We start from the raw sequence: 12,486 nt of genomic DNA on the forward strand, positions 1-12,486 counted from the left end.
GCCTACGACCCGCCGAGCTTCTTGTAGACCGCGCCGACGATCGGCGCGACGATCGAGCGCGGGGCGTAACCGCTCGCGGCCGACATGGCCTTGGACGTCAGTCCGGGTACGACGCGCATCTTGTTGCGCTCCAGGCCGTCCAGCGAGACCCGGGCGGTGTACTCGGTGTCGATCCAGAGGAAGTCGGGGATCAGCCGCTCGACCAGGGACTGCTCGGACGGGTCGGGCAGCTCGGTGCGCACCGGTCCGGGCGCCAGCAGCGTGACGTTGACGCCGTGCGGCTTGAGCTCACCGCGCAGCGATTCGCTGAAGGTGTTGGCGAACGCCTTGGACGCGGCGTAGGTCGCGTTGTTCGGGATGGGCGAGTTGCCCGCGGCCGAACCGGAGATCAGGATGCCGCCACCGTGACGCGAGATCATGCCCGGCAGGACAGCGAGCACCAGGTCGTGCACGCCCTGGACGTTGAGCTGCACCTGTGCCTTCTCGCCCTCGACGGGCAGCTCGGCGACGGTGCCGAACGTCGCGGTGCCGGCGTTGGCGCACAGGATGGAGATGTTGCGCTGGGCCAGCTCGTCGCAGAGCTTGTCGCGGTCGGCCGGGTCGGTCAGGTCGCAGGCCCGGACCTCGACGGTGACGCCGTACCGGTCGGTGATGCGCTGGGCGACCTCGGCCAGCACCTCCGCGCGACGAGCCGTGATGATCAGATGGTGGCCGCGGGCGGCGAGTTCGGTGGCCAGCGCTTCACCGATGTTCTGAGAGGCGCCGGTGACGACGGCGCGGGCGTCGGGACTGGGAGCGGGTACAGGCATGGGTGCAATCGTAGGGACCAATAGAGTGGCGGCATGAGCAGCCCCGGGGCGGGTATCCCGCCCGTCGGCCGGGGTCGCGTCGCTGCCTGGGCGCTGTGGGACAGCGGCGCCACGGGCGTGAACGCGATCGTGACGACCTTCGGTTTCAACATCTACCTCATCTCAGAGGTCGGCAAAGGGCTGCCTGGCTCGACGACGCCGGAGAGTTGGCTCGGGCGCGCGGTGCTCGTCGCCGGCATCGCGGTGGCGTTTCTGGCGCCGGTGACGGGCGTGATGGTCGACGCCGCGTACCGGCGGCGCCGGGCGCTCGCCGCGCTGACGGGCGCCGTGGTGGTGCTGACGGCGTCGATGACGTTCATCAAGCCCGACTACCACTACCTGTGGATCGGCCTGGCACTGTTGGCCGCGACCGCGGCGTGCATGGACCTCGCGACCGTTCCGTACAACGCCATGCTGCGGCAGTTGTCGACGCCGGCGACCTCGGGCCGGGTCTCCGGATTCGGCTTGGCGGCAGGGTTTTTCGGCAGTGTTGTGCTGCTGCTCCTGGTCTTCGTGGGATTCAAGGCCGGCAGCGGCGACACCCTCGGCCTTCTCGGTATCCCGAACGCGGACGGCAAACCGGACCGGTACGCGGTCCTGGTGGCGGCGGCGTGGTTCGTCATCTTCGCGCTGCCGCTACTGCTGACGGTGAAGTCGCCGCCGCACGACGGCACCCCGGCTGTCGGGTTCTTCGGCGCCTACCGCAGGTTGTGGACCGAGGTGGTCGGGGAATGGAAGCGCGACCGCAACGTCGTCTACTACTTGCTCTCCAGCGCAGTCTTCCGCGATGGCCTGACCGGCATTTCGATCTTCGGCCCGGTGGTGGGGGTCAGCGTCTACGGGCTGGCGCCGACGAGTGTGCCGCTGTTCGGCGCCGCTGCGTTCACCATTGCGGGGCTCGGCGCGGTGCTCGGCGGAATGCTCGACGACCGGATCGGTTCGAAGCGCGTCATCGTCGCGTCGTTGACCGCGATGGTGACGGTCGGCATCACGTTGATGTTCCTGTCCGGACCGATGGCGTTCTGGATCTGCGGTCTGACGCTGTGCCTGTTCGTCGGCCCCACCCAGTCGGCGTCGCGGAACCTGATGTTGCGTATCTCCGCGGACGGCAAGGAAGGCGTGGCCTTCGGGCTCTACACCACCACCGGCCGGGCGGCGCATGTGCTGTCGCCGTGGTTGTTCTCGATGTTCATCGACATTTTCGCGACGACCCGCGCGGGCCTGGGTGGCCTGTGCACCGTCCTGGCTATCGGACTGGTGGGCATGCTGCTGGTGAAGGTGCCGGCCCGGCGCTAGTGACCGTGTCCGCGGCCGCGTTTGGCTGACTGCCGGCACACCGTGAGGCCGGCGCCTTCGCGCTGCTGAATCTGGGTTCCGTCGACCGAGATGGTGCAGGCGATGCCGCGTCCGGCGTTGACGATGCTGACGCTGGCCGAGCGTGCCGCCGGCCGGTTCAGCTGGACTTCCTTGGTCCACGGCAGTGCCACATTGAACTCCGTCTGCAGCACCCCGCCGGTGTCGACGTAGGTGATGCTCACGGCGCGGCCGTTGCCGATCACGGCGTACAGCACGGCCTCGGTGTCACCGCTTTCGGCATCCGATGGCGCGGCCGCGGCCGGGGGACTGACGGCTTCGCTGGGCTCAGTGCTTTCGGGCGTCGCGGTGGTCGTCGCCGTCGTCGACGACGACATCGGGTCCTGCGTCGGCACGGGCAGCGGCGGCGGCGCCACCAGGGTCTGTTGCTCGGAACTGTTGACGATGACGACTGCGATCACCATGCAGAGAGCCAGGATCAGCAATGCTCCGGCCAGCGGGAACAGCCACTTGTGGCGGCGAGCCTTCGGCGGTGCGGCGACACCGTAGGGATCGGTGAAGGCGTCGGTCTGGTAGCCGGCCGTCTGCATGGCCGGGAGTTTCCTGGTGGCGTCCAGCCCGTCGTCGTGCGATCCGGTCATGGCCACCTCATGTTTGCAGGGTACCTGCGGCGCGCGCCGGGCCGCGGGGACGTTGCGGAGGGCCGGGTCAGCGGTGCGGGGCCAGTGCGGCGACGGTCATGGCGCGCAGCACGGCGCGCGAGGATTCCTCCTGCTTGCGGGCACCGCCCGCGGTGACACTGTGCGGGGTCGAGTTCAGCAGCCCGAAGGCGGCGTGCGCCATGGTCCGGGCGTCGGCTTCGCTGCGGGACGGGTCGAGCCGGCGCAACACGTCCACCCAGATCTCGACGTACTGACGCTGCGACCGGCGCACCTGCCGCTTGGCGGCGTCGGGCAGGTTGTTGAGGTCGCGGTCCTGGATGCGGATCAGATCGGATTCGTTGAGGGCGAAGTCGAGGTGGAACTCGATGAGGCCGCTCAGCGCGTCGGCCGGATCGTCGCATTCGGCGACCACGGCACGTCCGCCGGCGTGCAACCGGGCGCTGACGCTGACCAGCAGCTCCACCAGGAGCGCTTCCTTGTTGGGGAAGTGCCGGTAGATCGCGGGTCCGCTGATGCCGGCCGCGGAGCCGATGTCCTCGAGCCGGACTGCCAGATAGCCGCGTTCGGCGATGAGCCGTTCGGCGGCGGCGACGAGTTGGCTGCGCCGGTCGGATTTGGCGCGGCTGCGCGGTGTTTCGGCGTCTGCCTCTGATGCCGTCATCGACACCTCCAACCCGGTCTGGACAACTCAGTTAATGAAGACTAACATCGCGTTCGGTTATTCGCCATTAACTCAACCGAATGGAGCGATGATGGCGTCGAGCGTTTCCCAACGGGTATCGCATCGCGAGCAGCACCTGGCATTGGTGGCTGATCTGAAGGACAAGCTGGCCACCGCCGCGCTCGGAGGATCGGAGCGTTCACGTGAGCGCCACGTCGGTCGCGGCAAGCTCCTGCCGCGCGACCGGGTCAACGGACTCCTCGATCCCGGCAGCCCGTTCCTGGAGATCGCGCCGCTGGCCGCCAACGGCATGTACGACGACGAATGCCCGGGCGCCGGGATGATCGCCGGCATCGGCCGCGTCTCCGGCCGCGAATGCATGATCGTCGCCAATGACGCGACGGTGAAAGGCGGTACCTACTACCCGATCACGGTCAAGAAGCACCTGCGGGCACAGGAGATCGCCAGCCAGAACCAGCTGCCGTGCGTGTATCTGGTGGACTCCGGCGGCGCGTTCCTGCCCCGTCAGGACGAGGTGTTCCCCGACCGCGAGCACTTCGGCCGAATCTTCTTCAACCAGGCCAACATGTCGGCGCGCGGCATCCCGCAGATCGCCGCGGTGCTCGGCTCCTGCACCGCCGGTGGCGCGTACGTCCCCGCGATGAGCGACGAGGCCGTCATCGTCCGCAACCAGGGCACCATCTTCCTGGGTGGCCCGCCCCTGGTGAAAGCCGCTACCGGAGAGGTGGTTACGGCCGAGGACCTCGGCGGTGGCGACCTGCACTCCAAGATTTCCGGGGTCACCGACCACCTGGCCCACGACGATCGCGACGCACTGCGCATCGTCCGTCGGATCGCCGCGACGTTCGGCCCGCGCTCGGAGACGCCGTGGGACGTCGCCCCGGCCGTGGACGCGGTCTGCGACCAGACCGAGCTCTACGACGTCGTGCCGATCGACTCGAAGGTGCCGTACGACGTGCACGAGGTGATCACCCGCATCGTCGACGGCGGCGAATTCACCGAATTCAAGGCCGAATACGGCACCACGCTGGTGACCGGCTTCGCCCGCATCCATGGCCACCCGGTGGGCATCATCGCCAACAACGGCGTGCTGTTCGGCGAATCCGCCCAGAAGGGCGCACATTTCATCGAGCTGTGCGACAAGCGGTCGGTGCCGCTGCTGTTCCTGCAGAACATCTCCGGCTTCATGGTGGGCCGCGACTACGAGGCCGGCGGCATCGCCAAGCACGGCGCCAAGATGGTCACCGCCGTCGCGTGTGCCCGCGTGCCGAAGCTGACCGTCGTCATCGGCGGCTCCTACGGCGCCGGGAACTACTCGATGTGCGGCCGCGCGTATTCCCCTCGGTTCCTGTGGATGTGGCCCAACGCGCGCATCTCGGTGATGGGCGGCGAACAGGCCGCCTCGGTGCTGGCCACCGTGCGCGGTGATCTGACGCCGGAGGAAGAAGAGGCGATCAAGGCGCCGATCCGCCAGCAGTACGAGGACCAGGGCAACCCGTACTACTCGACGGCCCGGCTCTGGGACGACGGCGTCATCGACCCGGCCGACACCAGAACCGTGGTGGGACTGGCCCTTTCAGTTGTCGCGCAGGCTCCGCTCGAGCCTGTGTCCTACGGCGTTTTCAGGATGTGAGATGAAGACCTTCGACACCGTCTTGGTTGCCAATCGTGGCGAGATCGCGGTCCGCGTCATTCGGACGTTGCGGGCCATGGGTATTCGTTCGGTCGCGGTGTTCAGCGACGCCGACGCCGGCGCCCGGCACGTGCTCGAGGCCGACGTCGCCGTGAACATCGGCCCGGCCCCGGCCCGGCAGAGCTACCTGAGCATCGAGGCCATCGTGACCGCGGCCCGGCGCACCGGTGCCCAGGCCGTGCACCCGGGCTACGGATTCCTTTCGGAGAACGCCGAATTCGCCGCCGCGTTGCACGACGCGGGCATCGTCTTCATCGGGCCGCCGGCCAAGGCCATCGGCACCATGGGCGACAAGATCACCGCCAAGGCGGCGGTGTCGGCCTTCGGTGTGCCCGTGGTTCCCGGTATCTCGCGTCCCGGCCTGACCGACGAGGACCTCATCGCCGGCGCCCCCGAGGTGGGGTTCCCGGTCCTGGTGAAGCCGTCCGCCGGTGGCGGCGGCAAGGGCATGCGGGTGGTGCATGCCGCCGCGGAGCTGCCGGCCGCGCTGGCCTCGGCCCGCCGTGAGGCCGCGTCGGCATTCGGCGACGACACCTTGTTCCTGGAGCGATTCGTGTTGAACCCCAGGCACATCGAGGTCCAGGTCGTTGCGGACAGCCACGGCAACGTCGTGCATCTGGGCGAGCGCGAGTGCAGCCTGCAGCGCCGGCACCAGAAGGTCATCGAAGAGGCCCCGTCGCCGGTGTTGGACGAGGCGACCCGCGCGCGGATCGGTGCGGCCGCCTGCGACACCGCCCGCAGCGTCGACTACCGCGGCGCGGGCACCGTCGAGTTCATCGTCTCGGCGGACCGGCCCGACGAGTTCTTCTTCATGGAGATGAACACCCGCCTGCAGGTGGAGCACCCCGTCACCGAGCTGGTCACGGGCATCGACCTGGTCGAGCTGCAGGTGCGGGTGGCAGCTGGTGACGCCCTACCGGTGGCTCAGGACGACATCACCATGACCGGGCACGCCATCGAAGCCCGCGTGTACGCCGAAGACCCGGCGCGCGATTTCCTGCCGACGGGCGGCACCGTGCTGGCGCTGGCCGAACCTGCCGATGCCCGAGTGGATTCCGGCATCCGGGCCGGCTCGGTGATCGGTAGCGACTACGACCCGATGTTGTCGAAGATCATCGCGTACGGCCCGGATCGGGAGTCGGCGCGTCGTGGCCTGGATCGAGCGCTGGCCGATACCGCCGTGCTGGGTGTCGGTACCAACATCGACTTCCTGCGCTTCCTGCTGGCCGACGAGGACGTCATCGCCGGACGCCTCGACACCGGTCTGCTGGACCGCCGTACCGGCGACTACGTCGCCGCCCAGGCCGGAGACGACGAGTTCATCGCCGCTGCCGCGTACCGCTGGCTGCACAGCTGGGCGGACGCGGGTGAGCTGTGGGCCACCCCGTCCGGCTGGCGGGTCGGGGAGCACGCTGCGACGACGATCCGGCTGCGGGCCGGCGAGCGCACCGACCACGTCCACCTCACCGGCACGCCCGCGGCCGCCACGGCACGCATCGAAGATGGCGAACTGCGTAGTGTGGCAGCGTCGTTGGACGGTGACCGGTTGATCGTCACGGTCGACGGTCTGCGCACCGAATACCTGACCGCCGTCGAGGATCACCGGCTGTGGCTGGCCGGTGCCGGCCGCACGATCGTGATCGAGGATGTGCGCGAAGCCCCGGTCCGTGCCGATGACGAACACAGCGGCGACGCCGAGATCGTCAGCCCGATGCCCGGATCTGTTGTCGCCGTTGGTGTCGAGGACGGTGCGACGGTCGGCACTGGTGACGTCGTGGTCACCGTCGAGGCCATGAAGATGGAACACGCGTTGTCGTCGCCGGTCGGCGGCACCGTGGAATTGCTTGTCGCCGTGGGCGATCAGGTCAAAGTGGGCCAGCCGCTGGCCCGGATTATCGCTGCAACCGAGGAGACCAAGTGAGCGACTTTCTGTCCACCGGCACCCTGCCGGACCACTATGCCGAACTGGCCAAGACGGTTCGGGAATTCGCGCAGACCGTCGTTGCGCCGGTATCGGCTCAGCACGACAAGGACCACACCTTCCCGTACAAGGTGATCGACGGTATGGCCGACATGGGCCTGTTCGGCCTGCCGTTCCCCGAGGAGTACGGCGGCATGGGCGGCGACTACTTCGCCCTGTGCCTGGCCCTGGAAGAACTGGGCAAGGTCGACCAGAGTGTCGCCATCACGCTGGAGGCGGGCGTCGGGCTGGGCGCCATGCCGGTGTACCGCTTCGGCACCGAGGCGCAGAAGCAGGAATGGCTGCCCCAGCTGGCCAGTGGAAAGGCGTTGGGCGCCTTCGGCTTGACCGAGGCCGGCGGCGGTAGCGATGCCGGCGCCACCAAGACCACCGCCAAGCTGGACGGCGACAGCTGGGTGATCAACGGCTCCAAGCAGTTCATCACCAACTCCGGCACCGACATCACCAAGCTCGTCACGGTCACCGCGGTCACCGGCGAATTGCCCGGCGGGCACAAGGAGATTTCGGCGATCCTGGTGCCGGTGCCGACCCCGGGCTTCACGGCCGAACCCGCCTACGACAAGGTCGGCTGGAACGCCTCGGACACCCACCCGCTGAGCTTCGACGATGTGCGGGTGCCGGCCGAGAACCTGCTCGGCGACCGCGGCCGCGGCTACGCCAACTTCCTCCGGATCCTCGACGAGGGCCGCATCGCCATCGCCGCGCTGTCGGTCGGTGTCGCGCAGGGCTGCGTCGACGAGTGCGTGAAGTACTCGAAGGAGCGGGAAGCGTTCGGCCGCAAGATCGGTGGCTACCAGGCCATCGCCTTCAAGATCGCCCGGATGGAAGCCCGCGCACACGTCGCCCGCACCGCGTACTACGACGCCGCGGCACTCATGCTGGCAGACAAGCCGTTCAAGAAGGCGGCCTGCATCGCCAAGATGATCGCCAGCGAGGCCGCGATGGACAACGCCCGTGACGCCACCCAGGTGTTCGGCGGCTACGGCTTCATGAACGAGTACCCGGTGGCCCGGCACTACCGCGATTCGAAGATCCTCGAAATCGGTGAAGGCACAACGGAAGTGCAGCTGATGCTGATCGCGCGTGAGGCCGGGCTGTGACCGAGAAGCGGATCGTCGAGCAGCGCGGGCTCTGGTTCGAGGAGTTCGAGCCGGGCGTCATCTACAAACATCGACCCGGCCGCACCATCACCGAGGCCGACAACGTGCTGTTCACCACGCTCACCATGAACACCCAGGCGCTGCATCTGGACGCCGCGTTCGCCGACGCGTTGCCGCCGTTCCATGCGCGGCTGGTGAATTCGATGTTCACGCTGTCGACGTTGGTGGGTCTGTCGGTCGCGCAGCTGACGCAGGGCACGATCGTCGGGAACCTCGGTTTCTCCGACATCGCCTTCCCCAGGCCGCTTTTCCACGGTGACACGCTCTACGCGGAGTCCGAGGTGATCGACAAGCGCGAGTCCAAGAGCCGGCCAGGGGAGGGCATCGTGACGTTCGCCCACACCGGCCGCAATCAGCACGGCGACGTCGTCGCCACGGCGTCGCGCAAGACGATGGTCCGCAAGCGCCCGGCGGACGCGGTCTGATGGCGCTGCAGGCACCCGGTCCCGGCTGGCTGTTCTGCCCGGCCGACCGGCCCGAGCGATTCGAAAAGGCAGCGGCGGCAGCTGATGTGGTGATCCTCGATCTGGAGGACGGCTGCGCCGCGAAAGACCGGCCGGCCGCTCGTCAGGCGCTGATCGATACCCCGCTGGACCCGGCCCGCACGGTGGTGCGGCTGAATCCGTCGGACACCGCCGATCATCCGCTGGACCTGGAGGCGCTGGCCCGCACCCCGTACACCACGGTGATGCTGGCCAAAACCGAATCAGCCGAACAGGTCCGGGCGCTGGCGCCGCTGGATGTGGTGGTGCTGGTGGAGACCCCGCTCGGCGCGCTCGCCGTCACCGAGACCGCCCGGGTCGACAACACCTACGCCGTCATGTGGGGTGCCGAAGACCTGTTCGCGGCACTGGGCGGCACCGCCAACCGGTGGCCCGACGACAGCTATCGCGATGTCGCAAAGCACGTCCGGTCGCAATCGCTGTTGGCAGCCAAGGCTTTCGGCAAGATCGCGCTGGACTCGGTCTATCTGAACATCAAGAACCTGGACGGCCTGCGAGCTGAGGTCGACGATGCCGTGGCCGTCGGATTCGACGCCAAGGTCGCCATCCACCCGACGCAGGTCGCGGTGATCCGCTCCGGCTACGCCCCGACCGAGAAGGAAATCGCCTGGGCGCGCGCGGTACTCGACGCCGCGACCCGCGAGCGCGGGGTGTTCCAGTACGACGGTCTGATGGTCGACATGCCGGTGCTCCGCCGCGCCGAGCGGATCGTCGCCCTGGCTCCCTGACTAGAGCTCCTCGACGCTGAGGATGCCGTCTTGCACCGCGCGGGCGACGAGTTGGGCTTTGGTGGCTGCCGGCCGCCCCGCGGCGGCGTACTTGGCCCGGACGCGTTGCAGGTGGGTCCGGACGGTGGTCGGGGCCAGGTGCAGGCGCTTGGCGACGATGTCCTTGCTCTCGGTCTGAAACCAGGCCTTGAGCACTTCGCGTTCGCGATGGGTGAGCCCGGGGCGGCCGGAATCAGTGTCCGAGCAGATGGCTGCGGCCATCCGGGGCCCGACGTACGGCTCGTGGGTGCTGGCCGCGCGGATGGCCTCGATCAGCTGGCTCTGGCCTTCGCTCTTGGCCAGATACGTGATCACCCCGATGGACAGGCAGCGCAGAATGACCTCGGCGTTCTCCAGGTGCGAATAGACGATCACCGCATGACCGGCGTCGACGATGGCGGTGACGGCGTCGAAATCGGGCTGGCGGCTGCGTAATTCGAGGTCGAGGATGACCGCGGCCAGCTCGGCACCGGCCTTGGGATATAGGGCAAGGAAGGATTCGGCGTCGGGATGGTCGGATACGACGCGGATCGGCGGGTCGGCCTTTGCACACCATGCGGCGATGCCGGTGTGGATGACGTCGTGGTCATCGACGACGGCGATGGCCAGGGGCTCAGGCGGGGTGGCCGGCGAGGTCATGGCTGACTGGTCTTTCTGCGAGCTGGAGCTGGAAGGTGATCCATACGGTGTCGTCGAGGGTGGTGACGTCGAATCCATCGTTGGCGCCGACGTCAATCTCGGTCGGGATTTCGGCGACTTTGGCGCCGTGACACACGACGCTGATCTCCGCGCCAGTCGATTCGCCGGTCACAGTGATGCGAGCGGCGTTGCTGGTCGCGGCGAGGGCGAGGTCGAGCAGGTGCGCGATCCGCCGTGCTGCGGCTTCGTCGACGGTGGGTAATGCGCCGTCGACGTTGATGGCTACCGCGACGCCGCGATCCTGGGCGGCGTCGATGTGCGGACGCAGCTCGCGCAACAGAACATGCTGAAATATCGACGATTGGTCGAAAAGTGTTCGCAGCCGCTGGTATTCGTTCTGCGCGTGCTGTTGGACAGCGGCGTCCAGTGGAGCGCCGTCGGCGAGGCTCACCAACAGCGGACGGATCGTCTCGGCCAGATCGGCGTAACGGCGGAGGTACTCGGCCTGAACCGCATCGGCGATACGGTTGGCAGTCAGGAGTTGTTTGCGCGCAGCGGTTTCCGTGGCCGCATCGGCGGCGGCGCCTCTGATGAGGTTGTCGAAGAACAGGCCGCACAGCTGGATCAGCAGAACGCTCACCGTGCCGTACCCGATGTCGACGATGTTGTGCATCGAGAAGTCGTGCACGACGGCGTAGCCGATCGGGATGGTCCAACACAGGACCAGGATGCTGATGCTGTAGCGGAGCCTCTCGTTGAGCAACAGGGGGAGCGCGCACCAGCCGATCGCGCCCTGCATCCATTGCACGTCGGTGTCGAGTTGCGCAACCGGCAGGGACGCCGATTGCGCCAGCGAGACAACCAGCAAGGCGGCAATGCCCGCACGGGTTGGCAGACCGGGCACGCCGAGGCGACGGACCACGGTCGAGAGCGTGATGACCGCGGCTACGGCGATCAATGCCAACTGCAGCTTGGGGTGTGCGGTCGAGTGCATCGCGGTGGGGGCGATCGCCAGTAGGTTGGCGATGGCATAAGCGGTCAACATCAGGCTGTATCCGGTGCGGGCGCGTTCGATCATCCGCTCTGGATCGGCTGGATTCGCCACGGGAGTGGATGTGGGCCAACGTAATTCAACGGTGGTGCCGCGCCCCGGTGCCGTCGTCACCACTGATTCGCCGCCGAGCCGCCGCATCCGGGCGGCGATCGAGTTGGCCAGTCCGTATCCATGGGTTGGTTGCGTGGCGTCGAATCCGCAGCCGTCGTCGGCGATGCGCACCAGGCCGGGCTGGATCGTGACGGTGACGCCAGTTGCGGCGGCATGCCGGTCCACGTTGGTGAGGGCTTCCCGTGCCGCAGCGGCGACGATCGTCGCGGTGGCACCATCCAGCCACATCTGGGTTGGTCCCGCCAAGGCGACCGGGGTGGTGATGTGTGCGATGTTGTCACGCAGTGCCGCAACAAGATCGGCGGGTGGAGTCGGTGCCCACGACCGATCGTCGAAGACTTCGAGATCGCGGCGCGCCTGCGTTGCGATACGCGTCGGCGACACCGCACTGCCGGTGCCCACGATCAGCAGCGTGGAGGCGACGGTGTCGTGCAGCAGCCGCAGTTGTTCCCGGTCGTACTCACGGACGGCCGCGTCGACCTCGTGTTGCAGTTCGGCGGCATGCCGGTCCGCGCGTGCGGCGTCGACCGAATCGGTGACCCGCAACATCAGAACGCGGTTCAAGGTCGCGGCAAGCCACAGCACCGCGAAGTAGACGGCAATATTGCGGCCGACGTGGCCCCATCCGAAAGCTGTGGTGCCGAGAACGTACGCAGCGGCCACTCCCAGGGTGAGCATGACATTGACCCATGGGGAGAAGACGGTGAAGCTGATGATCGCTGTCCCGGCAATGGCCACCAGGCTGAAGGTGGACAGGTGGACATGGACGTTGGACGCCAGCATCGGGATGGTCAGGCAGGCGACGATGGTGACGGCGTAGTCGACTGCGAAGACGCGTGCTGTCGTGGAATGCGTGATCAGCCGATAGGTGGCCCAGGTGCCGGCCGCCATCGCGAAAGCAGTGCCGACCGCGCTGACCGAATACTCGGTGGTGACCATGACGGCGTACACGACCAAGCTGCCGCCATTGCGCAGCACCAGGCTGAGCAGCATCGCCTGACTCAGGAAGTTACGCCGGGCGGCGTCCGCCGTGTCACCCATGGTTGGCCTGACCGTCTTCCGTTACCCGGAT

11 protein-coding genes are annotated in these 12,486 nt (G+C 67.8%); 6 read left to right on the top strand and 5 right to left on the bottom strand.

Going from position 1 to position 12,486, the window contains the following annotated elements; translation table 11 throughout:
* Positions 1-2: 2 nt before the first annotated feature.
* A complete protein-coding gene (gene cmrA / locus A7G45_RS21960; protein ID WP_043394393.1) occupies positions 3-809 on the bottom strand; it encodes a mycolate reductase in 807 nt (268 codons plus the stop codon).
* A gap of 33 nt (positions 810-842) precedes the next feature.
* On the opposite strand from cmrA, the gene A7G45_RS21965 reads away from it, so the two are divergent.
* The gene (locus A7G45_RS21965) at positions 843-2,144 is read left to right on the top strand and encodes an MFS transporter (protein ID WP_260940280.1); all 1,302 of its coding nucleotides are present in this window, start codon (positions 843-845) and stop codon (positions 2,142-2,144) included.
* On the opposite strand, the gene A7G45_RS21970 is transcribed toward A7G45_RS21965, so the two are convergent.
* Positions 2,141-2,803: an MmpS family transport accessory protein gene (locus tag A7G45_RS21970; protein WP_260940281.1), complete on the bottom strand. Its 663-nt coding sequence runs from the start codon at positions 2,801-2,803 to the stop codon at positions 2,141-2,143. The two genes, A7G45_RS21965 and A7G45_RS21970, sit on opposite strands and share 4 nt — an antisense overlap.
* A gap of 67 nt (positions 2,804-2,870) precedes the next feature.
* Positions 2,871-3,485 (bottom strand): SACE_7040 family transcriptional regulator, encoded by a 615-nt coding sequence (locus A7G45_RS21975; protein ID WP_043394648.1) that lies wholly within the window; start codon positions 3,483-3,485, stop codon positions 2,871-2,873.
* Positions 3,486-3,576: 91 nt separating this feature from the next.
* Here A7G45_RS21975 and A7G45_RS21980 point away from each other — a divergent pair, with 91 nt between their 5' ends.
* The 5 genes from A7G45_RS21980 to A7G45_RS22000 are packed head-to-tail and all read left to right on the top strand — an operon-like array spanning position 3,577 to position 9,571.
* Complete coding sequence (locus A7G45_RS21980) at positions 3,577-5,139, top strand: carboxyl transferase domain-containing protein (protein ID WP_260940282.1); 1,563 nt, start codon at positions 3,577-3,579, stop codon at positions 5,137-5,139.
* A gap of 1 nt (position 5,140) precedes the next feature.
* On the top strand, positions 5,141-7,120 hold the full coding sequence (locus A7G45_RS21985) for an acetyl/propionyl/methylcrotonyl-CoA carboxylase subunit alpha (RefSeq protein ID WP_260940283.1): 1,980 nt from the start codon (positions 5,141-5,143) through the stop codon (positions 7,118-7,120).
* On the top strand, positions 7,117-8,280 hold the full coding sequence (locus A7G45_RS21990; protein WP_043394387.1) for an acyl-CoA dehydrogenase family protein: 1,164 nt from the start codon (positions 7,117-7,119) through the stop codon (positions 8,278-8,280). Before A7G45_RS21985 ends, A7G45_RS21990 begins: the two co-directional genes overlap by 4 nt.
* Positions 8,277-8,765, top strand: coding sequence for a MaoC family dehydratase (locus A7G45_RS21995; protein ID WP_071288023.1), 489 nt, complete (start codon positions 8,277-8,279; stop codon positions 8,763-8,765). The genes A7G45_RS21990 and A7G45_RS21995 overlap by 4 nt, the downstream gene beginning before the upstream one ends.
* On the top strand, positions 8,765-9,571 hold the full coding sequence (locus tag A7G45_RS22000; RefSeq protein WP_260940284.1) for an HpcH/HpaI aldolase/citrate lyase family protein: 807 nt from the start codon (positions 8,765-8,767) through the stop codon (positions 9,569-9,571). Before A7G45_RS21995 ends, A7G45_RS22000 begins: the two co-directional genes overlap by 1 nt.
* Here A7G45_RS22000 and A7G45_RS22005 read toward each other — a convergent pair whose 3' ends face one another.
* Together A7G45_RS22005 and A7G45_RS22010 are read right to left on the bottom strand one after the other, a co-directional pair.
* The gene (locus A7G45_RS22005) at positions 9,572-10,249 is read right to left on the bottom strand and encodes a response regulator transcription factor (protein ID WP_260940285.1); all 678 of its coding nucleotides are present in this window, start codon (positions 10,247-10,249) and stop codon (positions 9,572-9,574) included.
* Entirely contained in the window at positions 10,224-12,455 is a 2,232-nt protein-coding gene (locus A7G45_RS22010) for a sensor histidine kinase (protein WP_260940286.1), read from the bottom strand. Before A7G45_RS22010 ends, A7G45_RS22005 begins: the two co-directional genes overlap by 26 nt.
* Positions 12,456-12,486 lie beyond the last annotated feature (31 nt).

The sequence above is a fragment of the Mycolicibacterium llatzerense genome (genome assembly GCF_025331195.1).
GTDB classification, from domain to species: Bacteria; Actinomycetota; Actinomycetes; order Mycobacteriales; family Mycobacteriaceae; genus Mycobacterium; species Mycobacterium llatzerense.

Bases quoted from the DNA above. Each gene is read 5' to 3' on its own strand.
- A7G45_RS21980 (WP_260940282.1), top strand. From the start codon at position 3,577: ATGGCGTCGAGCGTTTCCCAACGGGTATCGCATCGCGAGCAGCACCTG.
- A7G45_RS21965 (WP_260940280.1), top strand. From the start codon at position 843: ATGAGCAGCCCCGGGGCGGGTATCCCGCCCGTCGGCCGGGGTCGCGTC.
- A7G45_RS21970 (WP_260940281.1), bottom strand. From the start codon at position 2,803: ATGACCGGATCGCACGACGACGGGCTGGACGCCACCAGGAAACTCCCG.
- A7G45_RS21975 (WP_043394648.1), bottom strand. From the start codon at position 3,485: ATGACGGCATCAGAGGCAGACGCCGAAACACCGCGCAGCCGCGCCAAA.
- cmrA (WP_043394393.1), bottom strand. From the start codon at position 809: ATGCCTGTACCCGCTCCCAGTCCCGACGCCCGCGCCGTCGTCACCGGC.
- A7G45_RS22005 (WP_260940285.1), bottom strand. From the start codon at position 10,249: ATGACCTCGCCGGCCACCCCGCCTGAGCCCCTGGCCATCGCCGTCGTC.
- A7G45_RS21985 (WP_260940283.1), top strand. From the start codon at position 5,141: ATGAAGACCTTCGACACCGTCTTGGTTGCCAATCGTGGCGAGATCGCG.
- A7G45_RS22000 (WP_260940284.1), top strand. From the start codon at position 8,765: ATGGCGCTGCAGGCACCCGGTCCCGGCTGGCTGTTCTGCCCGGCCGAC.
- A7G45_RS22010 (WP_260940286.1), bottom strand. From the start codon at position 12,455: ATGGGTGACACGGCGGACGCCGCCCGGCGTAACTTCCTGAGTCAGGCG.